This window comes from Pantoea stewartii, assembly GCF_011044475.1.
In the GTDB taxonomy this organism is placed as follows: Bacteria; Pseudomonadota; Gammaproteobacteria; order Enterobacterales; family Enterobacteriaceae; genus Pantoea; species Pantoea stewartii.
On sequence record NZ_CP049115.1, the window covers coordinates 2,188,305 to 2,215,200 of the forward strand.

General features: G+C 55.0%; 24 protein-coding genes and 1 riboswitch. Of the genes, 11 read left to right on the forward strand and 13 right to left on the reverse strand.

The window, feature by feature from the left end:
- Positions 1-29 precede the first annotated feature (29 nt).
- Entirely contained in the window at positions 30-338 is a 309-nt protein-coding gene (locus G5574_RS10315; protein ID WP_033739815.1) for a putative quinol monooxygenase, read from the forward strand.
- Positions 339-403: 65 nt separating this feature from the next.
- On the opposite strand, the gene parE is transcribed toward G5574_RS10315, so the two are convergent.
- From parE to nudF, 5 genes are read right to left on the reverse strand one after another with little or no spacing between them, the layout of a single operon-like run.
- Complete coding sequence (gene parE / locus G5574_RS10320) at positions 404-2,299, reverse strand: DNA topoisomerase IV subunit B (RefSeq protein WP_006118187.1); 1,896 nt, start codon at positions 2,297-2,299, stop codon at positions 404-406.
- A gap of 48 nt (positions 2,300-2,347) precedes the next feature.
- On the reverse strand, positions 2,348-2,929 hold the full coding sequence (yqiA, locus tag G5574_RS10325; RefSeq protein WP_033739817.1) for an esterase YqiA: 582 nt from the start codon (positions 2,927-2,929) through the stop codon (positions 2,348-2,350).
- Between the two features lie 3 nt (positions 2,930-2,932).
- Entirely contained in the window at positions 2,933-3,760 is an 828-nt protein-coding gene (gene cpdA / locus G5574_RS10330; RefSeq protein ID WP_006118190.1) for a 3',5'-cyclic-AMP phosphodiesterase, read from the reverse strand.
- Between the two features lie 42 nt (positions 3,761-3,802).
- Complete coding sequence (locus G5574_RS10335; RefSeq protein ID WP_006118191.1) at positions 3,803-4,228, reverse strand: DUF1249 family protein; 426 nt, start codon at positions 4,226-4,228, stop codon at positions 3,803-3,805.
- Entirely contained in the window at positions 4,225-4,860 is a 636-nt protein-coding gene (nudF, locus tag G5574_RS10340) for an ADP-ribose diphosphatase (protein WP_033739821.1), read from the reverse strand. The genes G5574_RS10335 and nudF overlap by 4 nt, the downstream gene beginning before the upstream one ends.
- A gap of 211 nt (positions 4,861-5,071) precedes the next feature.
- Here nudF and tolC point away from each other — a divergent pair, with 211 nt between their 5' ends.
- From tolC to G5574_RS10355, 3 genes are all read left to right on the forward strand, one after another.
- Complete coding sequence (tolC, locus tag G5574_RS10345; RefSeq protein WP_006118193.1) at positions 5,072-6,544, forward strand: outer membrane channel protein TolC; 1,473 nt, start codon at positions 5,072-5,074, stop codon at positions 6,542-6,544.
- A gap of 142 nt (positions 6,545-6,686) precedes the next feature.
- Positions 6,687-7,355, forward strand: coding sequence for a DUF1190 family protein (locus tag G5574_RS10350; protein WP_164482582.1), 669 nt, complete (start codon positions 6,687-6,689; stop codon positions 7,353-7,355).
- A gap of 8 nt (positions 7,356-7,363) precedes the next feature.
- On the forward strand, positions 7,364-8,524 hold the full coding sequence (locus G5574_RS10355) for a glutathionylspermidine synthase family protein (RefSeq protein WP_164482583.1): 1,161 nt from the start codon (positions 7,364-7,366) through the stop codon (positions 8,522-8,524).
- Between the two features lie 40 nt (positions 8,525-8,564).
- On the opposite strand, the gene ygiD is transcribed toward G5574_RS10355, so the two are convergent.
- Both ygiD and ribB read right to left on the reverse strand, forming a co-directional pair.
- Positions 8,565-9,347 (reverse strand): 4,5-DOPA-extradiol-dioxygenase, encoded by a 783-nt coding sequence (ygiD, locus tag G5574_RS10360; RefSeq protein WP_054687032.1) that lies wholly within the window; start codon positions 9,345-9,347, stop codon positions 8,565-8,567.
- Positions 9,348-9,529: 182 nt separating this feature from the next.
- Complete coding sequence (ribB, locus tag G5574_RS10365) at positions 9,530-10,186, reverse strand: 3,4-dihydroxy-2-butanone-4-phosphate synthase (RefSeq protein ID WP_006118197.1); 657 nt, start codon at positions 10,184-10,186, stop codon at positions 9,530-9,532.
- A gap of 110 nt (positions 10,187-10,296) precedes the next feature.
- Positions 10,297-10,445: riboswitch (FMN riboswitch) on the reverse strand.
- 171 nt (positions 10,446-10,616) lie between these two features.
- On the opposite strand from ribB, the gene ubiK reads away from it, so the two are divergent.
- The gene (ubiK, locus tag G5574_RS10370; RefSeq protein ID WP_006118198.1) at positions 10,617-10,955 is read left to right on the forward strand and encodes a ubiquinone biosynthesis accessory factor UbiK; all 339 of its coding nucleotides are present in this window, start codon (positions 10,617-10,619) and stop codon (positions 10,953-10,955) included.
- Positions 10,956-10,993: 38 nt separating this feature from the next.
- Here the strand turns inward: ubiK and hldE are convergent, their stop codons facing one another.
- From hldE to G5574_RS10385, 3 genes are all read right to left on the reverse strand, one after another.
- Positions 10,994-12,418 carry a bifunctional D-glycero-beta-D-manno-heptose-7-phosphate kinase/D-glycero-beta-D-manno-heptose 1-phosphate adenylyltransferase HldE gene (hldE, locus tag G5574_RS10375; RefSeq protein WP_033739825.1) on the reverse strand — a complete coding sequence of 475 codons (1,425 nt, stop codon included), beginning with the start codon at positions 12,416-12,418 and terminating at the stop codon, positions 10,994-10,996.
- 61 nt (positions 12,419-12,479) lie between these two features.
- Complete coding sequence (gene glnE, locus G5574_RS10380; protein ID WP_033739826.1) at positions 12,480-15,332, reverse strand: bifunctional [glutamate--ammonia ligase]-adenylyl-L-tyrosine phosphorylase/[glutamate--ammonia-ligase] adenylyltransferase; 2,853 nt, start codon at positions 15,330-15,332, stop codon at positions 12,480-12,482.
- Positions 15,333-15,361: 29 nt separating this feature from the next.
- On the reverse strand, positions 15,362-16,672 hold the full coding sequence (locus G5574_RS10385; RefSeq protein WP_164482584.1) for a CYTH domain-containing protein: 1,311 nt from the start codon (positions 16,670-16,672) through the stop codon (positions 15,362-15,364).
- 264 nt (positions 16,673-16,936) lie between these two features.
- Between G5574_RS10385 and G5574_RS10390 the strand changes: the two genes are divergently transcribed.
- Both G5574_RS10390 and G5574_RS10395 read left to right on the forward strand, forming a co-directional pair.
- Positions 16,937-17,557, forward strand: coding sequence for a TIGR04211 family SH3 domain-containing protein (locus G5574_RS10390; RefSeq protein WP_006118202.1), 621 nt, complete (start codon positions 16,937-16,939; stop codon positions 17,555-17,557).
- A gap of 159 nt (positions 17,558-17,716) precedes the next feature.
- Entirely contained in the window at positions 17,717-18,934 is a 1,218-nt protein-coding gene (locus tag G5574_RS10395; protein WP_164482585.1) for a multifunctional CCA addition/repair protein, read from the forward strand.
- A gap of 28 nt (positions 18,935-18,962) precedes the next feature.
- On the opposite strand, the gene bacA is transcribed toward G5574_RS10395, so the two are convergent.
- Positions 18,963-19,781 carry an undecaprenyl-diphosphate phosphatase gene (gene bacA, locus G5574_RS10400; RefSeq protein WP_054633121.1) on the reverse strand — a complete coding sequence of 273 codons (819 nt, stop codon included), beginning with the start codon at positions 19,779-19,781 and terminating at the stop codon, positions 18,963-18,965.
- 193 nt (positions 19,782-19,974) lie between these two features.
- The gene (gene folB, locus G5574_RS10405; RefSeq protein WP_006118205.1) at positions 19,975-20,334 is read right to left on the reverse strand and encodes a bifunctional dihydroneopterin aldolase/7,8-dihydroneopterin epimerase; all 360 of its coding nucleotides are present in this window, start codon (positions 20,332-20,334) and stop codon (positions 19,975-19,977) included.
- Between the two features lie 108 nt (positions 20,335-20,442).
- Between folB and plsY the strand changes: the two genes are divergently transcribed.
- Positions 20,443-21,042 (forward strand): glycerol-3-phosphate 1-O-acyltransferase PlsY, encoded by a 600-nt coding sequence (gene plsY, locus G5574_RS10410; RefSeq protein WP_006118206.1) that lies wholly within the window; start codon positions 20,443-20,445, stop codon positions 21,040-21,042.
- A 34-nt stretch (positions 21,043-21,076) separates the two neighbouring features.
- Here plsY and tsaD read toward each other — a convergent pair whose 3' ends face one another.
- Positions 21,077-22,090: a tRNA (adenosine(37)-N6)-threonylcarbamoyltransferase complex transferase subunit TsaD gene (gene tsaD / locus G5574_RS10415; protein WP_006118207.1), complete on the reverse strand. Its 1,014-nt coding sequence runs from the start codon at positions 22,088-22,090 to the stop codon at positions 21,077-21,079.
- A 278-nt stretch (positions 22,091-22,368) separates the two neighbouring features.
- Between tsaD and rpsU the strand changes: the two genes are divergently transcribed.
- The 3 genes from rpsU to rpoD all read left to right on the forward strand — a co-directional run bounded on the left by rpsU (position 22,369) and on the right by rpoD (position 26,842).
- A complete protein-coding gene (gene rpsU / locus G5574_RS10420; RefSeq protein ID WP_001144069.1) occupies positions 22,369-22,584 on the forward strand; it encodes a 30S ribosomal protein S21 in 216 nt (71 codons plus the stop codon).
- A gap of 116 nt (positions 22,585-22,700) precedes the next feature.
- On the forward strand, positions 22,701-24,446 hold the full coding sequence (gene dnaG / locus G5574_RS10425) for a DNA primase (protein WP_164482586.1): 1,746 nt from the start codon (positions 22,701-22,703) through the stop codon (positions 24,444-24,446).
- A 551-nt stretch (positions 24,447-24,997) separates the two neighbouring features.
- On the forward strand, positions 24,998-26,842 hold the full coding sequence (gene rpoD, locus G5574_RS10430) for an RNA polymerase sigma factor RpoD (RefSeq protein WP_028723590.1): 1,845 nt from the start codon (positions 24,998-25,000) through the stop codon (positions 26,840-26,842).
- The last annotated feature ends 54 nt before the right edge of the window (positions 26,843-26,896 follow it).

Consider the following 26,896-nt stretch of genomic DNA (forward strand, 5'->3'; position numbering starts at 1 on the left):
AGACTTTCCCCCCGAAAGAGGAAACGTGAATGTTAACCGTCGTTGCTGAAATTTGTGTGAAGCCAGGCTACCGTCAGAAAGTACTGGAGGCGTTTCATCAGGTGATCCCGACCGTGCTGGAAGAAGAAGGCTGCCATCAGTACAGCGCGCTGGTCGATCATCAGGCGCAGGTGCCGTGGAAACACAACTCACCCGATTCGATTTTCATGCTGGAGCAGTGGGAAACCCTGCGTCATCTCGACCAGCATCAGCAAATGCCGCATATGGAAGCCCATCGCGCTGCCATTAAAGAATACGTGACAGACGTAAAAATTCTGGTGCTGGAACCCGGCCAGTAATTTCTGCAACGCTGACACGAAAAAGCCCCGGTACAGGCCGGGGCTTTTTGCAGCGGGTAACCGACTCAGACTTCGATATCGGCCTTGTCGCCTTTTTCCTGTAACCAGTTGCGGCGATCTTCAGAACGCTTCTTCGCCAGCAGCATGTCCATCGTCCGCAGCGTCTGCTCAATATCGTCGTCACTGACGGTAAGCTGAACCAGACGGCGGGTATTCGGATCGAGCGTGGTTTCACGTAACTGAAGCGGGTTCATTTCACCCAGACCTTTAAAGCGCTGAACGTTCGGTTTGCCCTTCTTACGCTTTAACTGCTCCAGTACGCCCTCTTTCTCGTCTTCATCCAGCGCGTAATACACTTCTTTGCCCAGATCGATACGATAAAGCGGCGGCATCGCTACATAAACGTGGCCGTTTTTCACCAGCGTGCGGAAGTGCTTCACGAACAGCGCGCAGAGCAGCGTGGCAATGTGCAGCCCATCTGAGTCGGCATCGGCGAGAATACAGATCTTACCGTAGCGCAGCTGCGTCAGATCTTCGCTGTCGGGATCGATACCGATCGCCACAGAGATATCGTGCACCTCTTGTGAGGCCAGCACTTCATCCGACGAGACTTCCCAGGTGTTCAGGATCTTGCCTTTAAGCGGCATGATCGCCTGGTATTCGCGGTCGCGTGCCTGCTTGGCTGAACCGCCCGCCGAATCCCCTTCCACCAGGAACAGTTCGGTTTTATTCAGATCCTGTGCTGTACAGTCTGCCAGTTTTCCGGGCAACGCCGGGCCGCTGGTCAGCTTTTTACGCACGACCTTCTTCGCCGCGCGCATCCGGCGCTGGGCGCTGGAAATCGCCAGCTCTGCCAGCTGTTCTGCCGCCTGCACGTTCTGGTTCAGCCACAGGCTGAAGGCATCTTTGACCACGGCTGACACGAAGGCGGCGCACTGGCGTGAAGATAAGCGCTCTTTGGTTTGACCGGCAAACTGTGGATCCTGCATTTTCACCGACAGCACATAGGCACAGCGATCCCAGATATCCTCGGCGGACAGCTTCACGCCACGCGGCAGGATATTGCGGTATTCGCAAAACTCACGCATGGCGTCCAGCAGGCCCTGGCGCAGACCATTAACGTGTGTCCCACCCTGCATGGTCGGGATCAGGTTCACATAGCTTTCGGTCAACAGCTCACCGCCTTCCGGCAGCCACAGTAACGCCCAGTCCACCGCTTCGATATCGCCTGCAAAGGCACCCACAAACGGTTTTTCCGGCAGCGTCGGCAGGCCGTTTACGGCTTCACACAGATAATCTGTCAGGCCATCTTCGTAACACCAGCGCTGCTCGGTATTGTTGAGCTTGTCTTTAAAGACGATTTCGACACCCGGACACAACACGGCTTTCGCTTTCAGCAGGTGAGATAAGCGGGAAACCGAGAAACGCGGGCTGTCAAAGAAGTGTTCGTCCGGCCAGAAATGGACGCTGGTGCCGGTGTTGCGTTTGGCAACCGTGCCGGTGACGGTCAGATCCTGCACCTTTTCACCATTTTCAAAGGCGATAGTGTAGATCTCGCCGTTACGGCGCACATTCACTTCAACGCGTTTGGACAGGGCATTAACCACCGAAATCCCGACGCCGTGCAGGCCACCGGAAAACTGGTAGTTTTTATTGGAAAATTTACCGCCCGCGTGCAGCCGGCACAAAATGAGTTCAACAGCCGGAACGCCTTCTTCCGGGTGGATGTCCACCGGCATGCCGCGCCCGTCGTCGATGACTTCCAGCGACTGATCGGCATGCAAAATCACCTCTACCCGTTTGGCATGGCCCGCCAGTGCCTCATCGACGCTGTTATCAATGACTTCCTGACCCAGGTGGTTAGGGCGCGTCGTATCGGTATACATTCCCGGGCGACGGCGAACCGGCTCAAGGCCAGTCAGGACCTCAATGTCACCCGCATTATAGCTTGATTGACTCATGGTAACTGTCTGATTAGATGAAGAAAATGGTTGCGATTTCCACGTTGCTCAAGCGTGATTCAGGCCCAGAAAGTCCAGAATTTGCGGGAAATGGCGCTCGAATCCAGTAAATGCATGATTTCCGCCCTCTTCAACCGTATGACGGCACGCGCTGTAATAGTCGAGTGCCTGGCGGTAGTCGAGCACTTCATCGCCGGTTTGTTGCAGCAACCACAATAAATCAGGCGCTTCCAGCGGATCAACTTGCATCACTTTCAGATCGTAAATGTGGCGAGACTCTAACACATATTGCTGACCGGTGTAGGGATTCTGATTTTCACCCAAAAAATCCACCAGCAACTCAAACGGGCGAACGGCGGGATTGACCACCACCGCCGGCAGCATAAAACATTGTGACAGCCAGGTGGCGTAGTAGCCGCCCAGCGAAGAACCGACGAGGCCCAGCTGTCGTCCGCTGTGGCTGAGCACAATATCTTCCAGCATAGCTGCCGCATCCGCAGGAAACGTGGGCAACTGCGGCACAATCATCTCGATATCGGGATGATGCTGGCTCAGCCACTGTTTAAACAACGTCGCTTTTGCTGAACGCGGTGAGCTGTTAAAGCCGTGCAGATAAAGCAGCGCCTTCATCCGTTAATATCCTTCAGCATCCAGATCGGGGCGAAAAGCCTGTGTGGTGAGTCGGTTGACTTCGGTCTCAAGCTGACCGTCATTGTGCAGCGTAAACCAGCGCCAGCCGGGCGCAACGGTATCGATGGTAAAGCTGGTACAGTGCGGTTTGAACTGCACGCAGGTCGACGGCGTTGCCAGCACACGGCGGCCCTGCCAGGGTACATCCATTTCCTGATGAATATGGCCGCAGACCAGCGTTTTTGCCAGCGGATAGTGCTGCAACACGGCGTCTAACTGATGCGGATTGCGCAGGCTGTGTTGATCAAGCCAGGTGCAGCCCGACGCTAAAGGATGATGGTGCAACAGCACCAGCGTATGGCGCTGCGGATAACGGGCAAGCGTGGTATTCAGCCACTCAAGCTGGTAGTCACTTAACATGCCATGGGGCACGCCGAAGACCTGGCTGTCCAGCAGAACAACCTGCCAGTGCTCGCCTAACAGCACATGCTTATGCGCGTTAATGCCGGCCTCTGCCAGCGTATCGACCATCGCAGGTTGAAAATCATGATTCCCCGGCAGCCAGACGCAAGGTTTAGGCAGGCGCGAAATGCCCTCAACAAAATGCTGATAGGCTTCGACTGAGTGATCCTGAGAGAGATCGCCGGTGGCAACGATAAGATCATAATCACGCTGCTGCGCGATGATCGCATCCAGTACCGCGTCATAACTGGCCCAGGTATTCACCCCCAGCAGGGATTCGTGTTTTCCTGCGAACAAATGCGTGTCCGTTACTTGCAGAATCCGAACCTCAGATTCTGTTGTCGCAGGAAGAGTTAGCAGGCTATCCAAAGCGTTTCCTTCGTCTCTACGCCATTCAGTGCATTATACGCATCAGCAAACCGGTACTGCCATCGCGCCGTGCGTCAGGCAATAACGTAACCAGTCAGCAAGAAACTGATTGATTTGATGCTTCTCATCACGCTGATTCATTTTTTTATTCGGATAATCATAACGTGCTTTGAACCGATAGATCTGCTGTGTCGAACACACTTCAGCCACCATCGCGTCATGATACAGCCTGACAGACATTGACGGCAGGCTCCAGTAACTTACGGCTGGGGCCGTCTGACGGATATCGACCAGGGTAGTATAACGCGTTGATTCCTCAACGGTTACCTGGTAGCGGGCGCCACTCACCTGATAGATCACCGATGCGCCTGCTGCGTCATCACGTGGTAGCAGACGACGTAACTGGGCGAAATTGGTTTCGCACAGCCTCATCATCTCGGGGAAATCAGGGATATAGCGCTGTTTCATTTTTGCGTCCACTCTTCTCGAAGTTTTTTATGGTGCAGTGCCAGCCATTGCAAGGCGATGACAGATGCCGCGTTATCAATAATCCCCTGTTCCACCCAGTGGTAAGCCTGTTCACGACTGACCACATGGACAAGAATATCCTCATTCTCTTCCTCCAGACCATGGCATCCTTTTGCCTGGCTGGCATCCACTTCTCCGACCATTACCGATAACCGTTCGCTGGTGCCGCCGGGGCTGGCCAGGTAGTTCAGCACCGGTTTGACCCGGCCAACCGTCAGATCCGCTTCTTCGACGGCTTCACGGCGCACCACCTGCTCCGGGGTTTCACCCGGTTCAATAATGCCTGCCACCATTTCCAGCAGCCAGGGCGTGGGACTGCAATCGAAAGCCGGGATGCGGATCTGTTCAATCAGCACCACTTCATCACGGACGGGATCATAAGGTAGCAGCACAGCGGCATGACCGCGCTCAAAAACTTCACGCGTCACTTCCCGGCTCATTTGGCCATTAAACAACCGATGACGAAAGCGATAACGCACAATGGAAAAAAAACCCTCGTACGCGGTTTCTCGTGCAATAATTTCTACATCATTTTTTGTGAAAGTCACAGGTGATGTTTTATTGTCCTTCATCATTAAGTTCCTTATGCAGATTGGGATAACACAGATAAAACACAAGCCCAGATGCCATCCAAAGGGTTATTACTGAATTATTTACCTGAAACACACAAATATGGCACGTTCAGCCACCTTATCTCACAGTTGCCCTCTGCTAGAATCTGCGATAATTTTTGGCTTACAGGCGGCACAGTCACTGCGATTTGCTGCAACAAAAGGAATGCAAATGAAAAAACTGCTCCCATTTTTTATTGGGCTGAGCCTGGGCGGTTTCAGCTTCGCCAGCCAGGCGGAAAACCTGCTTCAGGTTTACCAGCAAGCGCGTTTAAGCAACCCTGATCTGCGTAGCTCTGCGGCGACGCGTGATGCGGCGTTCGAGAAAATTAACGAAGCGCGCAGTCCTTTATTACCCCAACTGGGTTTGGGTGCAGACTATACCTACGCAAACGGCTACCGTGATAGTAGCGGTATTCACTCCAATACCACCAGTGGCTCGCTGCAATTGACGCAAACCATTTTCGATATGTCAAAATGGCGTGCGCTGACGCTGCAGGAAAAAGCAGCCGGTATTCAGGATGTGACCTACCAGGTCGCCCAGCAGGATCTGATTCTGAACACCGCGACGGCCTACTTCAATGTGCTGAAAGCCATTGATACGCTTTCTTACGTCGAAGCGCAGAAGATGTCGATTTATCGCGAACTGGATCAAACGACCCAGCGCTTCAACGTGGGCCTGGTCGCCATCACCGACGTGCAGAACGCCCGCGCGCAGTACGACAGTGTCCTGGCGAATGAAGTGACCGCGCGTAATGACCTGGACAACGCAGTGGAGTCTCTGCGTCAGATTACCGGTATGGATTACCTGGCGCTGGCGTCGCTGGATATTGATCGCTTCAAAACCACTAAACCTGAAGCGGTTAACTCGCTGCTTAAGCAGGCTGAAAGCCGCAACCTGAACCTGCTTTCTGCCCGTCTGAACCAGGACTTAGCCCGTGAGCAAATCCGTTCAGCGGAGGCGGGCCATTTACCGACGCTGGATCTGACCGCCTCGACTGGCCTGTCCAACAGCAAATACGGCGGAAGCCGTGCTGAGCAAAATGCCAGCTCGACAGATTCCATCACCGGCAACAACAAAGTGGGCCTGAGCTTTACCCTGCCGCTTTACAGCGGTGGCAGCGTGACCTCGCAGGTGAAACAGGCGCAATACAACTTTGTCAGCGCCAGTGAGCAGTTGGAAGCCGCGCACCGTTCAGCCGTGCAGACCGTGCGCTCGTCTTACAACAACGTCAATGCGTCAGCAAGTAGCATTGCCGCTTACAAACAAGCCGTGGTGTCCGCGCAAAGTTCATTAGACGCGATGGAAGCCGGTTACCAGGTGGGAACCCGTACCATCGTTGACGTGCTGAATGCGACATCAACGCTTTATAACGCTAAGCAGCAGTTGTCGGATGCGCGTTACAGCTATCTGATTAACCAGTTGAATATCAGCTATGCCCTGGGCACGCTGAACGAGCAGAGTTTGGGTGTGCTTAACAGTCAGTTAGGTAAAGAAATCTCAACCTCGCCGGAAACGGTTCAGCCACAAAATGTACAGCAGGTGCTGGGTGAAGATCACATCTCCACTTCCGAAACGGCACCAGCACCGGCCCCCGTACATAAGGCCGCACATAAGAGCAGCCGTAATCCGTTCAGTCACTAAGCCTGTTGCGGGCTGCTTTGCGGCCCGCCTCTCTGCAAAACGTATAACTACGTAAAGATCCCCGTCCTGCTTGGCCGTTAGCTTCATTTCTCACCACTCATCCCCTATTCTATGCACTACCTTTGGGCACAGGATATTTATAATGAAACGGACTAAAACGATCCGCTATGCCGCCTTTCGTAAGAGCTGGCAAGCAAGACACTTAACGCCTGTTGCTATCGCTGTTTCAGCGGTATTTATGCTGGCAGGTTGTGAGCAAAACGACGAAACCGTCACCCTTTATCAAAACGCGGACGACTGTTCAAAAGCCAATTCGGGACAAAGTGCGCAGTGCACCACCGCGTTTAACAACGCTAAAAAGGAAGCTGAACGCACCGCGCCAAAATACGCGACACGTGAAGACTGTGTCGCCGAATTTGGTGAAAACCAGTGTCAGCAGGCACCGGCACAGGCGGGCACAGGCAGTACGAATGCCGAAGCGCAGCAAAGTGGCAGCTTCTGGATGCCGTTAATGGCAGGCTACATGATGGGGCGCATGATGGGCGGTGGCGCGGGCTTTGCCCAGCAACCGTTGTTCTCACCGAAAACCCCCAACAGCCCGGCAAACGGTCAGTTCGTGGATGCCTCTGGCCGTAACTACGGTAATGCCACTCCAGGTAAGACCATGAACGTGCCCAAAACTGCCCTGGCGCCGAAACCGACCACCACCTCCACCATCACACGTGGTGGTTTTGGCGAAACGGTCGCGAAACAAAACGCGATGCAGCGCAGCAGTGCTTCCGGCACCTCCAGCCGTTCGCTGGGAGGCTAATACCGTTTATGCAACGTATCGCGATTTCTGAGCGTCCGGGCTGGCGGGAAAAAGCCACAGAGTTTGGTTTTCGTTTTCACACCATGCACGGTGAGCCCTACTGGTGCGAAGATGCTTACTATCAGTTTACCCTGGCGCAAATCGACTATCTGGAGGAGGTGACCGCCGAACTTCATCAGATGTGTCTGCAGGTGGTGGAAAAAGTGGTAAACAGTGAAGCCCTGCTTACCCGCTTCCGTATTCCAAAACACACCTGGGATTTCGTGCGTGACTCGTGGAATCAGCGTCAGCCTTCACTTTATTCCCGTCTCGATCTGGCGTGGGATGGCCGAGGCGATGCCAAACTGCTGGAAAACAACGCCGATACACCGACCTCGCTGTATGAAGCGGCGTTTTTCCAGTGGCTGTGGCTGGAAGACCAGCTGAATGCGGGCCAGTTGCCGCCTGGCAGCGACCAGTTTAACAGCCTGCAGGAAAAGCTTATCGATCGCTTCACGGTGCTGCATCAGCAGCACGGCTTTAACTGGCTGCACTTTGCCTGCTGCCGGGATACCGAGGAAGATCGCGGCACGGTGCAATACCTGCAGGACTGCGCCACGGAAGCCGGCTTACCCAGCGAATTTCTCTATATTGATGAGATAGGGCTGGGTGAGAAAGGCCAGTTTACTGACCCGCACGATCAGGTGATCAGTAATCTGTTTAAGCTTTACCCGTGGGAATTTATGCTGCGCGAAATGTTTTCGACCAAGCTGGCGGATGCGGGCGTGCGGTGGCTTGAACCCGCCTGGAAAAGCATTCTGTCAAACAAAGCGTTATTGCCAATGCTGTGGCAGATGTTTCCCAATCATCCCAACCTGCTGCCTGCCTGGTTTGCTGAAGACGACGTGCCGCCTATGGACAAGTATGTGGTCAAACCGCTGTTCTCCCGCGAAGGCGCTAACATTCGTATCGTGGAAAACGGCAAAGAGATCGCCCGGGTGGATGGTCCATACGGCGAAGAAGGCGTGATTGTGCAGCAGTTCCATCCGCTGCCAAAATTTGGTGACAGTTATACGCTGATTGGCAGTTGGCTCATCGACGATCAACCGGCCGGTATTGGCCTGCGGGAAGATCGGGAGTTGATCACGCAGGATCTGTCGCGTTTCTATCCGCACGCCTTTATTGAATAGCCTTTTATCTCCAGGCCAGTTCGCTGGCCTGTCTTACGCGTTAACCGACCTGTACCGACAACATACTGATTGCGCCCATCTCCATACCTTCCACCGGAACGGTCACTGGCTCATCTGCGTGACGGGAACCCAGCACATACAGCAATGGCAGGAAGTGTTCCGGCGTCGGGTTGGATAAGGCCGCATCCGGATGCTGCATAAAACTCACCAACGGATGTGCATCCGCCTCGGCCTGCACCGCCAGATTGTCCCGCACGAAGTTATTGAACCCCGTCGCCCAACTGTAAGCTTCGCCACCGCCCCAGAGAACTTTACGCAGGTTGTGCACCACGTTACCGCTGGCGACGATCATCACGCCGCGATCGCGCAGCGCAGACAGCTTTCTTCCCATCCCGAAATGCCAGGCGGCGGGCTTGCCGCTGTCGATACTGAGCTGGACGACCGGGATATCTGCGTCGGGATACATCTTAATCAGCACGCCCCACGAGCCATGATCCAATCCCCATGCGTGATCCAGATGAACCGGCACCGGGGATAACCGTTCCGCAATCTCTTCCGCCAGTGCGGGTGAGCCCGGCGCGGAATAACGGGTATCAAAAAGCGCCTGAGGAAAGCCGCCAAAATCGTGAATAGTGCGTGGATTGTCCATCGCCGTCACGGCAGTTCCCTGTGTGTACCAGTGAGCCGAAACCGCCAGAATCGCACGTGGCCGTGGCAGGGTTTCACCGGCTTTACGCCAGGCAGCGGTATAGCGGTTTTCTTCTAAGGCATTCATTGGGCTGCCGTGTCCCAAAAACAGCGCCGGCATGCGAACCTGACTCATAGTGATCCTTGATGTGTTCATTCTGTGAACACCACGATACGCTTTTTACCGGCGTGATCACGCGGATAAGCATGATGTTCTCTGTCAGAAATTTTGAATAAAAATGGCAGGGACTGAGGAAGCACACAGACAGGACAAGGCGAGACGATCAGGCCAGAGAACTGGCCTGATTAAGACGAAAACTAGCTGGCCTGACGCGTTTCGTGTTCGCGACGGTAGGCTACCAAATCTTCGATGGTGACGACGGGCATGGCGTGTTGTTTCGCGAACGCGATCACTTCCGGCGCATGCGCCATGGAACCGTCGTCGTTGGTCAGTTCACACAGAACGCCTGCGGGCTTGAAGCCTGCCAGCGTCACCAGATCGATAGTGGCTTCGGTGTGGCCACCGCGCGTCAGAACGCCGCCATCATGGGCACGCAGCGGGAAGACGTGACCCGGACGGTTTAAATCTTCAGGTTTTGCGTCATCGGCAATCGCGGCACGGATAGTGGTGATACGATCCTGAGCAGATACGCCGGTGGTTACGCCTTTTGCCGCTTCAATCGTCACGGTGAAACCGGTGCCGTAGGCGCTGGTGTTGTTTTCCACCATCATCGGCAGCGCCAGTTGCTGGCGACGTTCTTCAGTCAGGCACAGACAAACGATACCGCTGCCGTGACGAATGGTTAACGCCATCTGCTCCACGGTCATGGTTTCCGCGGCGAAAATCATGTCACCTTCGTTTTCGCGATTCTCATCGTCGAGAACCATAACACCACGGCCTTCGCGTAAGGCTGCGATAGCACGTTCTACACGCTGTTTCGGCGTGCCAAATTCAGAAAGTAGAGTCTGATTCATGGTAATAAAACCTTATAAATGTGTTGGGTTACCAGAATCAGGGCAAGCTTAGGAGTGACGTCGTAAAGACGTAGCAATGACGCAAAACAGACATAATGCCTGACAGATGTCGTTACCCTCTCCCATCCGGACTTTAACCGTCGGCCCCGGAATTACACCGGATCTGCTGACCTTCACCATTACGGCGAAGCGCTCGCGGGCTTTCAGCCTGGGCTGATTTACCGCCGGTGGGGAATTTCGCCCCGCCCTGAGAATAAGCGTTTTAACTATAACGTTTCCCCGTCAGGGCAGCAATCCACAAAGCCATTATTGCTTTAGCTTTTTTTGCGCTATGGATTTCAGGTTTAACCTTTTCAATTCAGGCATTACACTTAAGTGACTCTAGCGTTGGTAAAATGCTGCCACAGCAACCCGTAACCAGGAAATCATCATGATCGACACGAAAAAAATTGAACAAATTGCCCGTCAGGTTCATGACGCGCTGCCGAAGGGAGTTCGTGAATTTGGCGATGATGTTGAAAAGAAAATACGGCAGACTCTGCAGGCCCAACTGACCCGCATGGATCTGGTCAACCGTGAAGAGTTTGATGTACAGACTCAGGTTTTACTGCGTACGCGGGAAAAACTGGCGGCGCTGGAACAACGTCTGGCCCAGCTGGAAAGCAAAGGAACCGGGACCGCATCGTCTGCACCCGCGGTGCCCACCACGCCAGGCCCGGCACCGGCGATTGTCCCGGCGGCGAACCCTGCGGATAAATCCGGCGAGTGATGCTGGCTGGCGGGAGCGCAGGCTCCCGCCATCACGACTCAGTTGCCGCGAATGGTTTTAATGATATTGGTGGTTGAAATGCCATCTTCAAAGTTCAGCACCCGCACGTCACCGCCATTCGCCCAGACTTCCTTACTGCCTGCAATGTCTTCTGGCTTGTAATCCCCGCCTTTCACCAGTAAATCCGGTAATATGCTGGCGATCAAACGCTGCGGCGTATCTTCTTCAAACAGCACGACCCAGTCTACGGCTTCCAGCGCACCCAGCACGATCATCCGGTTTTCCTGCGGATTCACCGGACGGCTGTCGCCTTTAAGACGTTTCGTCGACGCATCGCTGTTTACCGCCACAATCAGGCGATCGCCCAGTTTACGGGCGTTTGCGAGGTAGGAAACATGACCGGCATGCAGAATGTCGAAGACGCCATTGGTCATGACCACTTTTTCGCCGCGCTGACGGGCCATAGCGACGGCCTCTTTCAGTTCCGCTTCGGTCATGATGCCAAAACCGCGCTCCGGACGAGCATGAATGGCGTTTTCCAGTTCCACGATGCTGACGGTTGAGGTTCCCAGTTTACCCACCACCACACCGGCTGCCGCGTTGGCCAGGAAACAGGCTTCTTCCAGCGAATCCCCCGCCGCCAGAGCAGCAGCAAGCACACCAATCACCGTATCCCCGGCGCCGGTAACGTCAAACACTTCCTGTGCCTGCGTGGGCAAGTGCAGCGGCGCTTTCCCCGGCTGTAGCAGCGACATGCCATTCTCAGAACGCGTGACCAGCAGCGCGGAAAGGTCGCAATCGGCAATCAGTTTCATGCCGCGTTCAACAATTTCCTGCTCCGTCCTGCATTTACCGACAACAGCTTCAAATTCCGACAGGTTGGGCGTCAGCAGCGTCGCGCCGCGATAGCGGGCAAAATCGGTGCCTTTCGGATCGATCAGGACGGGCACACTGGCTTCACGCGCCAGAGTGATCATCTGCTGAACGCTGTCGAGCGCCCCTTTGCCGTAATCCGACAGCACCACCGCGCCACTGCTGGCCAGCGACTGGCGCATTTTTTCGTGCATCGGTGCGGCATCAACCTGCTCAAAACCTTCTTCAAAATCCAGGCGGATAAGCTGCTGGTTGCGGGACAGCACACGCAGTTTGGTGATCGTCGGATGGCTTTTTAACGTTACAAAATCGCAGTCAACACGAACGTCCTTCAGCGTTTTACTCAGGACCTGAGCCGCATCGTCCTCACCGGTCAGCCCGATCAACCGTGAACCGGCACCCAGCGCAGCAATATTCATCGCCACGTTAGCGGCGCCGCCAGGGCGTTCTTCAACGGTCTCCACTTTCACCACCGGCACCGGGGCTTCAGGGGAAATACGGCTGGTAGGGCCATACCAGTAACGATCCAACATGACATCGCCAACGACCAGTACCGAAGCCTGGCCGAACGCGGGCAGAGTAACTTTCATTCCAGACACTCCAGACTGCATTCAAAATAGTGCGCGGATGATAGCACAGTTGCTATCAGCATCACGCCGTGAGAGATTCTGCTGACTGCAACCACCGCTGCCAGCTGGCGTTGACCGACGCTCTTTCCTGCGCAAAGGCATCCGGTTCGACGTGTCCCGGCAGCGCCTGCAGCGCCAGATGGTGCAAGGCATCGCGCAGCGTGACATAGGCATGGGTTAACGCCGCCGCTTCGTCGTCTGCCATTTTTTGATGGTTTGCCATCAGTTCAAAGATCCGCACATTGTCCGACCAGCGCGTTAAGGCAGGCTCTGCTGCGGCATAGCGCAGTACCAGATATTGGGCAATAAACTCGATATCGGTAATGCCGCCTTCGTCGGTTTTGATCTCCCAGCGCCCTTTATGCTTATTGCTCAGATGCGCGCGCATTTTATCACGCATCTCCCTGACCTCGGTTTGCAACGCCGCCGGTTCACGGGGCAGGCAGAGAATCGCCCGGCGAATGGCGTTGAAACGTTCGCTCAGGGCGGGCTCACCGAAGACAACCCGGGCACGCACCAGCGCCTGATGTTCCCATGTCCAGGCTTCGTTACGTTGATAGTCATCAAAAGCGTCGAACGTGCTGACCAGCATGCCCGCCGCACCGGAAGGACGCAGGCGCGCATCCACTTCGTACAAAATCCCGGACGAGGTGCGGGTGCTAAACAGGTGCATGATGCGCTGGGCCAGCCGCAGATAAAACTGTCGGCCGTCAATGCTGCGTTCGCCCTGGGTCACCGCGTCCAGCGGGCAGTCGTGCAGAAAAACCAGATCAAGATCGGAGCTGTAACCCAGCTCCCATCCACCCAGCTTGCCATAGCCCAGCACGGTAAAGCCCCGCTCGTGCTCCTGCACCAGATGCGAAGGCCGACCGTAACGCTGCACCATCATATTCCAGGCCTGTTGCACCACCGATTCAATGATGGCTTCGGCCAGCCAGGTTAAGTGATCGCTCACTTTCATCACCGGCAACGTCCCTGCGATGTCGGCGGCCGCGATGCGTAACATCTGCGCCTGTTTAAACTGGCGTAACGCTTCAAGCTGTTGCTCTTCATCGTCGGCGGGAATGCGCATCAGGTACTGGCGCAGTTCATCACGATAGGCATCCGTCGCGGTGGGCTGATACAGCGTGGCGGGATCGAGAAGCTCATCCAGCAGCAGCGGATAATGCGCCAGCTGGCTTGCCACCATCGGCGAGGCTGCACACAGACGGATCAGGTGCCGCAGGGCTCCGTGATATTCCGTCAGCAGCTCCAGATAGGTACTGCGCGTCAGCACGCTGAGCAGCAGCGGTGCCAGCCGGCTAAAGGTGACGGCCGCATCGCTGCGCAGACAGACTTCGCTCAGCAGGCGCGGCATCAGCTGATCCAGTGCCTGACGGCCGCGCGGACCAATGGAACGGCGGCTGATATCCTGACGAAACGCTTCCAGTGACTGATTGAGCGCCTGACAGTGTTCCGCGTCCAGTTGAGGAACCAGCGGGGCCAGCTCGCTGTCTTCCAGACTGTCCTGCCAGAGCATATTAAAATCGGCCAGCTCCGGTTGATCGCCAACATCCGGCGAATCTTCACCAATCAGCTCGTCAAAGATTGCCCGCACGGCGGCCATGTGCGTATCCAGTTTTGCGCTAAGTTCTGACCAGTCCTGACACTGCATCGCCCAGGCCAGTCGGGCGCGGTGCAGGGCATCTTCCGGCAGCGTTTGCGTTTGTTCATCGGCCAGGCTTTGCAGCAGGTTTTCCAGCCGCCGCAAAAACAGGTAGGCCTCGCGCAGTGCAGCAACCTGCTCCGGTGGCAGTAAGCCCAGGGATTCAATGGCGGAAAGCGTGGGCAGCAAGGCTCTGAGCTGAAGCGAGCGCTCACGTCCACCACGAATCAGTTGAAAGACCTGGACGATAAACTCCGTTTCGCGGATGCCGCCCGCCCCCAGCTTAATGTTATTTTTCAGGCCACGGCGGCGCACTTCACGTGAGATCATCGCCTTCATGTTACGTAACGACTGAATCACGCTGAAATCAATGTAGCGGCGATAGACAAACGGCCGCAGCATCTGCTGCAACTCCTGGCTCCAGCGATCCTGATCATCGCCCATCAGCCGGGCTTTCACCATGGCATAGCGTTCCCAGTCGCGCCCCTGCTCCTGGTAATAATCTTCCAGAGCGGCAAAGCTCATCACCAGCGGCCCACTGTCGCCAAAGGGCCGTAAACGCATATCCACCCGGTAAACAAACCCGTCCGCGGTGGGCTGATCGAGCACCTTGATCAGGCGCTGCCCCATACGGGTAAAAAATTGCGCATTGTCGAGTTCACGCCGACCGCCACGGGTACTGCCGTTCTCGGGCCAGACAAAAATTAAATCGATATCAGAGGAGAAATTCAGCTCGCCGCCGCCCAGTTTTCCCATGCCCAGGATCAGCAGCGGCTGAGGCTCACCCGCGGCATTACACGGCGTGCCAAACTCACGACAGCAGTCCTGATAAACCCAGTCACGCGCCGCACTGATCAGGACCTCCGCCAGTACACTCAGCTGTTGCAACGTCTGTTCTGTGCTGGCGTGATGCAGGCACTGCATCCAGGCAATGCGCACCAGCATCCGACGCCGAAACAGGCGCAGCACGCGCATCAGACTGGCTTCGCTGTCTGCCGCCGCCATGTCACCACTCAGCCACTGCGCATAGTGCCGCCACTCTTCAGGCTGAGGCGAGCGGTCAGCGATCGCCTGCCACCAGTCCGGGTTCTGCTGCAGGTTGTCGAGCACGAAATCGCTGAAGGCCAGACCGGCAAGTTGCTCTTCCGTAAGAGCAGAACCGGTAAGACCTGACTGTTCGACCGCCCGCTCGGCCTGAGTACGCAATACGGTAGGTAAGGCTGGCAACATGTTCTCTCCCTGATAGCGTGCTGTTAGATTCAGCGCGGCGAGCCGCTGGTTAACCAGAACGGCGGTTGTTTCATTGCCTGCGCGGTTAAGCCGTCTAAGCTGACGTGCTGCTTTTCGTGTATGGCGCGCTGTAGCTGCTGCCACGGGGCCAGCCAGTGCTCTACCGCGTCCGGCGAGTAAGCGCCCGCCAGCAAATGAACGGCCAGTAATTGTCGATCGAGACGCGTGGCTTTGTCCTGATATTCATTCGCCTGATGAATAGTGGCAAAGGTTTCTTTCAGATCGGCATTAATGCGGCCCAGCATGATATCGCCGAAACGCTTGAAGGAACCTTGCAGCTTGGCTTGCCCCTTCTGATCAATCCACGGCGTCCATTGTGCCTCAGCCAGCCAGTGAGTAAGTGCTAACTGAGTTTCTACGGAGCGAGTAGAGAAGCAGAAGCTGTCTGCATCCACGTCTTCATTCAGCAGCGTTTCTTCCAGCGTCGTCAGCTTCTGACGCAGATCGCTACTGGCCTTACGCGGCACTAACGCACCAAAGAGCGCAAAGGCCTGGCGCAGCACGTCCAGCGCTTCACGTACTGATTCCCGCGCGCGCTTATTGCCCCGTAACCACACTTCTTCATGATATTGCCAGTGCTCCAGGCCAGCGGCCATTGCCGCCACCATGCCAGCTTCCACCGTCGCCTTCGGCCCGGCTTTCAAAAGCGGAAAAGCACGTAATTCACGTGGAAGGTTACCTTTCGCCAGCTGATAGCCGCGTGCCGCTTTGCTCAGGCTGCCCATACGCAGGTCGCCCACGGCAATCAGCTGCTGCGCAAACGCCAGCATATCGCTGCGCTCACCGCTTTTTAACTCCAGTTCGACTTCTGACAGCGCTTCCTGATGCTCACCGGCCGTGACCTCGCCTTTATCGAACGCGATTTCCACTTCGCTCTTACCTGCCGTCACCAGCCAGATTTCACGGTCAAAATGCGTGCTGAACAGCGGGTTCAGGCGCTGCTGTAAGGCCGCGATATCCGTTCCCTCTGGCCAGATGTCGGCGGGCAGACGGCTGATATCCAGCGTAGGTTCCGTCAGGTCAACATTGTATTCGCCGCGCTGATGTAAACCGCCCAGCGTACTGCCGGCCGTTTTCAGCGTCATTTCGTAGCGCTGGTCCACGCCGCGAATACGTAAGCCCATGTTCCACCGACGTAACTGGTTATCGTCGGTTTCAAAATAGATATTGGTCAGCTGGCGCGCTGCCTGATGCTGATGCGGAAAAGCCGCCAGCTTCTCTGCCAGTTTCCCGGCAGCGTTGGGTTTTGCAATGAACTTAAGCTCAATCTCGATGGTCATATTTTTTTATTCACTACGTCGCTGGCACTTGAGGATATATTCCCTGCCCGTTTAAGGTTATCTTCTGCTGCATCCACTGAGCCGAAGATGCGGGTTTTCAGGCGAAGAGTAATGCACAGAAGCCTTGCTGTCTCTGGTTTCTTTCTGCTTTCGCTCGCCTTTTCGCACTGTTATGAGACCAGGATAGTTCTCATTCAGATTTATGCGAAGCCTCTACAGACTGTGCCGGTAAATTATCTTTATTTTTAAACAAAACGAAATCGAATGAAAAAAATCACACTTGCTGGAATCACTTTGCTGGCCCTCAGCGCCCTTACACCTGCTCATGCCGATCAAAAACGCTATGTTTCTGACGAATTATCCACCTGGGTTCGCAGCGGCCCCGGCGACCAGTTTCGCCTGCTCGGTAAGCTGAACGCGGGTGAACAGGTCGAACTGCTACAAACCAATGACGCCACCAAATATGGCCAGGTGCGCGATGCGGAAGGCCGCACCGTCTGGATTCCCCTGTCGCAGTTGAGTGAAAATCCCAGCCTGCGCACCCGGGTGCCTCAGTTAGAACAACAGGTTAAAGACCTGACGGCTAAGTTAGCGAACATTGACAACAGCTGGAACCAGCGCACGGCCGAGATGCAGAATAAAGTGGCCAGCAGCGACAGCGTTATCAATGGGCTGAAAGAGCAAAATCAGAAGCTGAAGAACGAACTGATCGTGGCCCAGAAGAAGGTCAATGCCGCTAACGTTCAGCTGGATGACAAACAGCGCACGATCATCATGCAGTGGTTTATGTACGGTGGCGGCGTGCTCGGCGTGGGCCTGCTGCTGGGTCTGTTGCTGCCGCATATGGTGCCGCGTCGCAAGAAAAACGATCGCTGGATGAACTAACCTTTTCCACCGCTCGCTGCAAAAGGGGATCGCAAGATGCCCCTTTTGGCCTGTCTGCAATATGTCGAATTTGTGTAACAATAAGGGTTGTGCCCGTCTGAATTCAGGTGCAGGACGCCCGCAGACGCGCAGGTCGCTTATTTATCTCTGGAGTGGTGCGTGAAGACGTTTCTTGTTGGCGGTGCGGTACGTGATGCGTTGTTGAAATTGCCGGTTAAAGACAAAGACTGGGTGGTCGTGGGCGCAACGCCAGAAAGCATGCTGGACCAGGGCTATCAGCAGGTGGGCCGCGATTTTCCGGTGTTTCTGCATCCTGACAGCCGCGAAGAATATGCACTGGCGCGCACCGAACGCAAAAACGGCAAAGGCTATACCGGTTTTACCACCTGGTCGGCCCCGGACGTCACCCTGGAGCAGGATTTACAACGCCGCGATCTGACGATCAACGCTATCGCCCGCGATGAAAACGGCACGCTCTATGATCCCTACCAGGGGCAACAGGATATTGCTGACCGACTGCTGCGCCACGTTTCAGAAGCCTTTAGTGAAGATCCGCTGCGCGTGCTGCGCGTGGCGCGGTTTGCTGCGCGCTTTGCCCACCTTAACTTTCGCATTGCCGATGAAACCCAGGCGCTGATGCGGCAAATGGTGGAGAGCGGCGAGCTGGCCGATCTTACCGCTGAGCGCGTGTGGAAAGAGACCGAAAAAGCGCTGTCCTCGCATAATCCTCAGGTCTATTTTCAGGTGCTGCGTGACTGCGGTGCCCTGAAGGTGCTGTTCCCGGAAATCGATAACCTTTATGGCATCCCCGCCCCCGCCAGATGGCATCCTGAAATTGACACGGGCGTGCATACGCTGATGGCATTGACGCTGTCCGCCGCCTTAAGTGAGGCCATTGATGTACGTTTTGCCACGCTGTTTCACGATGTAGGCAAAGCGTTAACGCCCGTTGAAAAGTGGCCCAGCCATCGCGGTCATGGCCCCGCCGGTGTGCCGCTGGTTGCCGCACTCTGTGAGCGTTTGCGCGTGCCGAATGCCATTCGCGATTTAGCCCTGCTGGTAACCGAATTCCACGACACGATGCACACCATTGAGCAGTTGCCTTCTGAGGCGATTGTGGCGTTATTTGACCGTCTCGACGCCTGGCGTAAGCCTGAACGCGTGCATCAACTGGCGCTGTGTAGCGAAGCCGATGCCCGTGGGCGCGGTGGGCTCGCCAGCATGCCGTATCCACAGGGTGACTATCTGCGACGCGCATTTGCGCGGGCGCAGGCCGTGTCATCGAAAGCGGTGGTTGAGGCGGGCTTTAAAGGGAGTGCGGTGCGGGAAGAGCTGACGCGGCGCCGCATCGACGCCGTTGCCGAAGGCAGAGGTTAACGCGGCCAGTGACCTGGCCGCGTTGGGTTTACGTGAACAGCATGTAAACCGCAGCCGCTACGATAAAGCGGTAGACCGCAAACGATACGAAAGAGATGCGTTTGATCAGCTCCAGGAACACTTTGATCGCAATCATCGCGACGACAAAGGCAGTGATAAAACCCACTGCAAACATCGGGAAGTCGGCCATGCTCAGGAAGCCCAGGCTCTTGTACAGATCCAGCCCGGTCGCCCCCATCATCATCGGTACGGCGAGGATAAAGGAGAACTCGGACGCCGCATAGCGACTCACGCCCATCAGCATCCCGCCTGAAATCGTGGCACCTGAACGCGAGAAGCCCGGCCACAGCGCCAGACACTGGAAGCAGCCGATCATAAACGCCTGACGATAAGTAATGTCATCCACGCCAACGGATTTTGGCTGTTTTGGCTTCAGGAATTCCGCCGCTAACAGCAGCAAACCGCCGACCACCAGCGCATACATAACATTTATCGGATTAAACAGCGTTTTAATTTGATCGTGTAAGACCAGCCCTATCACGACAGCAGGAATCATGCCCAGCAGGATATGAATCAGCGTTAAGCGACCGGTTCCTGTCCCTTCGTGTTTGACTTCGCCAAAGTGGATGCCGATCAGGCCAAACAAACGCCGCCAAAACATCACGACTACCGCCAGAATGGAGCCTAGCTGAATCACGACTTCAAAGGTTTCGGCTTTGTCACCCTCAAAGCCAAGCAAATGCCCCACTATAATCATGTGCCCGGTGGAAGAGACCGGTAAAAACTCGGTCAGCCCTTCTACCACGCCCAGGATTGCAGCTACCCACAGCTGATGAATATCTGCCATCAATGTATTCCCTCTGTCCGTTTTAAAACCATTAAAAAGGCGCTAGCAGCCGCGCTATCGCCTTGAATCTTATCTGTCCAGCCTGAATATAACATTAAGCTCGCTTGCCATTGAGTTTGTTATAACGAAACGGCACCTGCTGAGACAGACCATAATTTGGTTTGGTTTCATTGTGATGGCAATCACATCATCATTATTTAGGAATAGTCCCGCGCTCAATTCGCACGCCAACCTGCGCGGCCTGCGCTACAGCGCCCGGTTTTGCTACCTTTATACGCACACCGGGCGAATTGAAACGGTTCATCAACAGATCCGCAATTTCTTCGGCAACGCGTTCGACCAGTGCAAAACGTCCGCCCGTCAGATGTGTCAGGATCGCCTCAGAGACGTCGGCGTAGCTCAGACAATCCTTAACATCGTCACTGGCGGCCGCCTGGCGGTTATCCCAGGCCATTTCGATATCGATCACCAGCTTCTGCTGAATCCCCTGCTCCCAGTCGTAAACGCCAATTGTAGTGAAGACGGTGAGTTGTTCTATAAAGACGATATCCATGACGGTGCTCTCTGTTTTTGGCCAGGCCGGATACCACTTCCGGCAGATTGTGCGTATTATCCATAGTTGACGTGATCAAAACGACCCCAAAGGAAACGGGACGGTGTTATGAGTGCTTTCGCGCTTGGTATGATTATTTTCGCGTATCTGTGTGGGTCCATCTCCAGTGCGATTCTGGTATGCAAACTCGCCGGGCTACCCGATCCCCGCACCCACGGTTCAGGCAACCCGGGTGCCACCAATGTGCTGCGCCTTGGCGGCAAAGCGGCGGCAGCAACGGTGCTGGTATTCGATATTCTGAAAGGTATGGTGCCTGTCTGGCTGGCGTACCTGCTTCATGTGCCCCCGCTCTATCTGGGCTTAACCGCCATTGCCGCCTGTCTGGGCCATATTTATCCGGTGTTTTTCCGCTTCAGGGGTGGGAAAGGCGTGGCGACCGCGTTTGGTGCTATCGCGCCTATCGGCTGGGATCTGACCGGGCTGATGACCGGCACCTGGCTCTTGACCGTGCTGCTCAGCGGTTACTCATCGCTTGGGGCGATTGTCAGCGCCCTGATTGCGCCGTTCTATGTCTGGTGGTTTAAACCGCAGTTTACGTTCCCGGTTTCCATGCTCTCCTGCCTGATTTTGCTGCGGCATCATGACAACATCCAACGTCTGTGGCGTCGTCAGGAAAGTAAAATCTGGAAGCGCAAAAAGAAACAGTAAGCGTAAAAAAAGCCGGTTGACCGGCTTTTTTCTGTCAGATGGCAGGCAGTTCGGCCAGCGGCCAGCGCGGCCTGACGCTTACGCCCAGCTCTCCCCGCGTACCGCCTTTCAGACGCACCATGCCCGCGTAGGCAATCATGGCGCCGTTATCGGTGCAAAATTCAGGACGGGCATAAAATACCTCACCACCGCGCTTCTGCATCATGACCGCCATTTGCTCGCGCAGCGTACGGTTGGCACTTACGCCGCCCGCAATCACCAGCCGCTTAAAACCGGTTTCATCCAGGGCGCGTTTGCATTTGATGGCCAACGTATCCACCACCGCATCTTCAAACGCACGGGCGATGTCGGCACGGGTTTGCGCGTCATCGTCATGGCCACGAATGGTATTCGCCGCAAAGGTCTTCAGGCCCGAGAAACTGAAATCCAGCCCCGGACGATCGGTCATCGGACGCGGGAACGTGAAGCGTCCAGCCGTGCCCTGCTGCGCCATTTTCGACAGCATGGGACCGCCGGGATAATCCAGCCCCAGCAATTTGGCGGTTTTATCGAAGGCTTCGCCTGCGGCATCGTCAATTGACTCGCCCAGCAGTACATATTCACCAATGCCGGTAACGCTGATCAGCTGCGTGTGGCCGCCAGAAACCAGCAAGGCCACAAACGGGAAGGCGGGTGGATTGTCTTCCAGCATCGGCGCCAGCAGATGGCCTTCCATATGATGCACGGGTACCGCAGGCACCTTCCACGCAAAGGCCAGCGCGCGCCCAATCGTCGCGCCCACCAGCAACGCGCCGACCAGGCCCGGACCCGCCGTATAGGCCACCGCATCAATTTGCTGCGGCGCTAAATCCGCCTGTTTCAGCGCCGCCTGAATCAGGGGCACCGTTTTACGTACGTGATCGCGCGAAGCCAGTTCCGGTACCACGCCGCCGTAATCGGCATGCAGTTTTACCTGGCTGTAGAGCTGGTTCGCGACTAAGCCAGCCTCGTCATCATAGATTGCGATGCCGGTTTCATCGCACGATGTTTCAATACCCAGAATTCGCATTGCTTCACCTCATTCTTGCGGCGCGCAGTTTAGCATAGCCACTGTGCAAAAAGAGGACTCAATCCACGCAAAAAGTCATTTTCTGCTGCCTAAAGAGTGCGCTATACTCCCGCCCCTGGAAAAAACCGGCAGCCGCACAGGCACACGCTCCTGTTGGTTCTTAATTATCCATGGTGCTTTACAAGCCGACGCGAGTTGGAGTAAAATGCTGCACCATTTTGAAATGTGCTGGCGCCGCAGTCAGCAGAAAAACCGAATTTTATTGAGGTGAGAGTTACATGCCGGTAATTAAAGTACGTGAAAACGAGCCGTTCGACGTAGCACTGCGTCGCTTTAAGCGTTCTTGCGAGAAAGCAGGCGTTCTGGCTGAAGTTCGTCGTCGTGAGTTTTATGAAAAACCAACGACCGAGCGTAAGCGCGCTAAAGCATCTGCAGTTAAGCGTCATGCCAAAAAACTGGCTCGCGAAAACGCACGCCGCACTCGTCTGTACTAATATCCCGGAGGTTCGCCTCCACAGCGTGATAAACGCAGACCGAGTCAAGTAAAAGGCCGTGCTTTCCGAAAGGAAGCGCGGCTTGTTGTCGTTTATGAGCTGAAAAAACGGGGCTTATGGCAGGACGAATTCCACGCGTATTTATCAATGACTTACTTGCCCGCACGGACATCGTGGAGTTGATCGATGCTCGCGTAAAGCTGAAAAAGCAGGGAAAGAATTATCATGCGTGCTGTCCTTTTCATAATGAGAAAACCCCCTCTTTTACCGTAAATGGCGAAAAACAGTTTTATCACTGTTTTGGTTGTGGTGCGCACGGTAATGCCATCGACTTTCTGATGAACTACGATCGTCTGGAGTTTGTTGAAAGTATCGAAGAGTTAGCCACTTCTCACGGGTTAGATGTCCCTTACGAAGCGGGTAACGGGCCCAGCCCGATGGAACGCCATCAGCGCCAGAGCCTGTACCAACTGATGGACAACCTTAACGGTTTTTATCAGCAGAGTTTGCAGCAATCCAGTGCCCAGTCAGCGCGCGATTATCTTCAACATCGCGGCCTGAGCGCCGATATCATTAATCATTTCGCGATAGGTTATGCCCCCGCCGGTTGGGACAATGTTCTCAAACGCTTTGGTAAGCAGCCGGAAGATCGCGAGTCATTAATGGAAGCGGGCATGCTGGTCAGTAATGACAAAGGCCGGGTTTACGATCGCTTTCGCGAGCGCGTGATGTTTCCCATCCGCGATAAGCGAGGCCGCGTTATCGGCTTTGGCGGCCGCGTGCTGGGTAATGATACGCCGAAGTATCTTAACTCGCCCGAAACGCCTGTTTTTCATAAAGGTCGTCAGCTGTATGGCCTGTATGAAGCCTTAAAAAATCATCCTGAACCGAAACGCCTGTTAGTGGTGGAAGGCTATATGGATGTCGTTGCCCTGGCGCAATACGGCGTGGACTACGCGGTTGCCTCACTGGGTACATCGACCACGGCTGAACATATTCAGTTGCTGTTTCGCAGTACGGATAACGTGATTTGCTGTTACGACGGCGATCGCGCCGGACGTGAAGCCGCCTGGCGAGCGCTTGAAACCGCATTGCCTTACATGAATGACGGTCGTCAACTACGCTTTATGTTTTTACCTGACGGCGAAGACCCGGATACGTTGGTTCGCAAAGAAGGTAAAGTCGCATTCGAAGCGAGGATGGAGCAGGCTATGCCGCTCTCTTCGTTTTTGTTCGACAGCCTGTTGCCGCAGGTCGATTTAAGCTCTCGTGACGGCAAAGCGCGTTTAAGTACACTGGCATTGCCACTGATCACGCAGATTCCCGGTGAAACGTTACGCATTTATCTGCGTCAGGAACTGGGAAACAAACTCGGTATTCTGGATGATGCGCAGCTTGAAAAGCTGATGCCTAAACAGGCACAGGGCGCAAGCGCACCGGTTGCTCCGCCGCTGAAACGCACCACAATGCGCGTACTGGTGGCGTTGCTGATTCAGAATCCACAACTGGCAAGTCTGGTCCCTGCACTGGATGGGCTGGCCGAGTCAAAAATAGCCGGTTTACCGCTATTTATTGAATTAGTGAAGCGCTGTAACGAGAATCCTGGATTGACCACCGGTCAGCTACTAGAGTTATATCGCGGAACAAATTTTAGCCAAACGCTTGAAACACTGGCCGTGTGGAACCACATGATAGTGGATGAAGAGAGCGAAGCGGTGTTCCAGGATTCCCTGGCCAGTATTTATGACGCGGCTCTGGAAGAACGACTGGAGTTCCTGATTGCGCGAGAACGCACCCATGGACTCAGCACCGATGAACGTCGCGAGCTCTGGACACTGAGCCAGGCCTTCGCGAAAAAGTAACAGGTTACCCTACCTGCTGCTGCCCGTAACCGGAGCGGCAGGTTTAGTTATTCAGGGCGAAGCAGGTTTTGCCGCGGTAAGCGAACCGTTATCTCCGCTATGTAAGGATGACGAGTACCGCCAGTGGCAAAAATGTTGTGAAAGCCAGCTTCCGTCCTCGGGCTATTGGCGTTGAAGCAGGTTTTGCCGCTGAAAGCGCGCAGTCACCGGAGCGTACTGATGTACGTGAGGATGACGAGCACTGTCAGAGGCAAAAATGGCGAGTAAGCCAGCTTCCGCCCTCGGGCCGTCGGCGTCGAAGCAAGTTTTGTCGCTGAAAGCGTGCAGTCACCGGAGCGTACTGATGTACGTGAGGATGACGAGCACTGTCAGAGGCAAAAATGGCGAGTAAGCCAGGCCCGACATAAAATTTGCGGCTTAAGTGCCGATTACTAATGGGCAAAGCCCAGGCCGCGACGAAGGCAGCGGCGAGAACGAAATGCCTTCAATGTTATTGTTGGCTCGCTGCCGACCGACACCAATCTAATTAACAGAAGTGTGGATACCGTCTTATGGAGCAAAACCCGCAGTCACAGCTCAAGCTTCTTGTCACCCGTGGTAAGGAGCAAGGCTATCTGACCTATGCTGAGGTCAATGACCATCTGCCGGAAGATATCGTCGACTCCGATCAGATCGAAGACATCATCCAGATGATTAACGACATGGGCATCCAGGTGGTTGAAGAAGCCCCGGACGCCGACGATCTGATGCTGAATGAAAACAGCTCCGATACTGACGAAGATGCCGCGGAAGCTGCCGCTCAGGTATTATCCAGCGTTGAATCTGAAATTGGCCGCACCACCGACCCGGTTCGCATGTACATGCGTGAAATGGGTACCGTTGAACTGCTGACCCGCGAAGGCGAAATCGACATCGCGAAGCGTATCGAAGACGGTATCAACCAGGTTCAGTGTTCCGTTGCTGAATATCCGGAAGCCATTACCTACCTGCTGGATCAGTACGATCGTGTTGAAGCCGGTGAGTCGCGTCTGTCAGACCTTATCACTGGCTTTGTCGATCCTAACGCAGAAGAAGACCTGGCACCGACCGCCACCCACGTCGGTTCTGAGTTGTCCGAAGAAGATCGTAATGACGACGACGATGACGACGAAGAGAGCGACGACGACAGCTCTGACGACGATAACTCTATCGACCCGGAACTGGCGCGCGAGAAGTTCTCTGACCTGCGTACGCAATACGAAACGACGCGCGATGTGATCAAGAGCAAAGGACGCAGCCATGCGGCCTCTGTCGCTGAGATCCAGAACCTGTCTGACGTCTTCAAACAGTTCCGCCTGGTACCGAAGCAGTTCGACTACCTGGTGAACAACATGCGCGAAATGATGGAACGTGTCCGTACCCAGGAGCGTCTGATCATGAAGCTGTGTATTGAAGTGTGCAAAATGCCGAAGAAAAACTTCATTACGCTGTTCACCGGTAACGAGACCAACGAGAGCTGGTTCAAAGCCGCACTGGCGATGAACAAGCCATGGTCTGAAAAACTGCTGGACGTGCAGGATGACGTGATGCGTTCGCTGCAGAAGCTGGCACAGATTGAAGAAGAAACCGGCCTGACCATCGAGCAGGTGAAAGACATCAACCGTCGGATGTCGATCGGTGAAGCGAAAGCCCGCCGCGCGAAGAAAGAGATGGTTGAAGCTAACCTGCGTCTGGTGATTTCAATCGCCAAGAAATACACCAACCGTGGTCTGCAGTTCCTGGATCTGATTCAGGAAGGTAACATCGGTCTGATGAAAGCGGTTGATAAGTTTGAATACCGTCGCGGCTACAAGTTCTCGACCTACGCCACATGGTGGATTCGTCAGGCGATTACCCGTTCTATCGCTGACCAGGCGCGTACCATCCGTATTCCGGTGCATATGATTGAGACCATCAACAAACTCAACCGTATTTCGCGCCAGATGCTGCAGGAGATGGGCCGTGAGCCGACGCCAGAAGAACTGGCTGAGCGTATGCTGATGCCAGAAGATAAGATCCGCAAAGTGCTGAAGATTGCCAAAGAGCCTATCTCTATGGAGACGCCGATTGGTGATGATGAAGATTCACATCTGGGTGATTTTATCGAAGACACCACGCTGGAGCTGCCGCTGGACTCTGCGACCTCTGAGAGCCTGCGTTCTGCGACCCACGACGTGCTGGCTGGCCTGACCGCGCGTGAAGCCAAAGTGCTGCGCATGCGTTTCGGTATCGATATGAACACCGACCACACGTTAGAAGAAGTGGGCAAACAGTTTGACGTTACCCGTGAGCGTATTCGTCAGATTGAAGCGAAAGCCCTGCGTAAACTGCGCCACCCGAGCCGCTCGGAAGTGCTGCGTAGCTTCCTCGACGACTAAGTCCCTTAAAACCCCGGTTCGCCGGGGTTTTTTATGTCTGCTGCCCTGCCCTTT

Excerpts from the sequence above, each read along its gene's own strand:
- G5574_RS10315 (WP_033739815.1), top strand. The coding sequence starts at position 30 with ATGTTAACCGTCGTTGCTGAAATTTGTGTGAAGCCAGGCTACCGTCAG.
- parE (WP_006118187.1), bottom strand. The coding sequence starts at position 2,299 with ATGAGTCAATCAAGCTATAATGCGGGTGACATTGAGGTCCTGACTGGC.
- yqiA (WP_033739817.1), bottom strand. The coding sequence starts at position 2,929 with ATGAAGGCGCTGCTTTATCTGCACGGCTTTAACAGCTCACCGCGTTCA.
- G5574_RS10335 (WP_006118191.1), bottom strand. The coding sequence starts at position 4,228 with ATGAAACAGCGCTATATCCCTGATTTCCCCGAGATGATGAGGCTGTGC.
- nudF (WP_033739821.1), bottom strand. The coding sequence starts at position 4,860 with ATGAAGGACAATAAAACATCACCTGTGACTTTCACAAAAAATGATGTA.
- tolC (WP_006118193.1), top strand. The coding sequence starts at position 5,072 with ATGAAAAAACTGCTCCCATTTTTTATTGGGCTGAGCCTGGGCGGTTTC.
- G5574_RS10350 (WP_164482582.1), top strand. The coding sequence starts at position 6,687 with ATGAAACGGACTAAAACGATCCGCTATGCCGCCTTTCGTAAGAGCTGG.
- G5574_RS10355 (WP_164482583.1), top strand. The coding sequence starts at position 7,364 with ATGCAACGTATCGCGATTTCTGAGCGTCCGGGCTGGCGGGAAAAAGCC.
- ygiD (WP_054687032.1), bottom strand. The coding sequence starts at position 9,347 with ATGAGTCAGGTTCGCATGCCGGCGCTGTTTTTGGGACACGGCAGCCCA.
- ribB (WP_006118197.1), bottom strand. The coding sequence starts at position 10,186 with ATGAATCAGACTCTACTTTCTGAATTTGGCACGCCGAAACAGCGTGTA.
- ubiK (WP_006118198.1), top strand. The coding sequence starts at position 10,617 with ATGATCGACACGAAAAAAATTGAACAAATTGCCCGTCAGGTTCATGAC.
- hldE (WP_033739825.1), bottom strand. The coding sequence starts at position 12,418 with ATGAAAGTTACTCTGCCCGCGTTCGGCCAGGCTTCGGTACTGGTCGTT.
- glnE (WP_033739826.1), bottom strand. The coding sequence starts at position 15,332 with ATGTTGCCAGCCTTACCTACCGTATTGCGTACTCAGGCCGAGCGGGCG.
- G5574_RS10385 (WP_164482584.1), bottom strand. The coding sequence starts at position 16,672 with ATGACCATCGAGATTGAGCTTAAGTTCATTGCAAAACCCAACGCTGCC.
- G5574_RS10390 (WP_006118202.1), top strand. The coding sequence starts at position 16,937 with ATGAAAAAAATCACACTTGCTGGAATCACTTTGCTGGCCCTCAGCGCC.
- bacA (WP_054633121.1), bottom strand. The coding sequence starts at position 19,781 with ATGGCAGATATTCATCAGCTGTGGGTAGCTGCAATCCTGGGCGTGGTA.
- folB (WP_006118205.1), bottom strand. The coding sequence starts at position 20,334 with ATGGATATCGTCTTTATAGAACAACTCACCGTCTTCACTACAATTGGC.
- plsY (WP_006118206.1), top strand. The coding sequence starts at position 20,443 with ATGAGTGCTTTCGCGCTTGGTATGATTATTTTCGCGTATCTGTGTGGG.
- tsaD (WP_006118207.1), bottom strand. The coding sequence starts at position 22,090 with ATGCGAATTCTGGGTATTGAAACATCGTGCGATGAAACCGGCATCGCA.
- rpsU (WP_001144069.1), top strand. The coding sequence starts at position 22,369 with ATGCCGGTAATTAAAGTACGTGAAAACGAGCCGTTCGACGTAGCACTG.
- dnaG (WP_164482586.1), top strand. The coding sequence starts at position 22,701 with ATGGCAGGACGAATTCCACGCGTATTTATCAATGACTTACTTGCCCGC.
- rpoD (WP_028723590.1), top strand. The coding sequence starts at position 24,998 with ATGGAGCAAAACCCGCAGTCACAGCTCAAGCTTCTTGTCACCCGTGGT.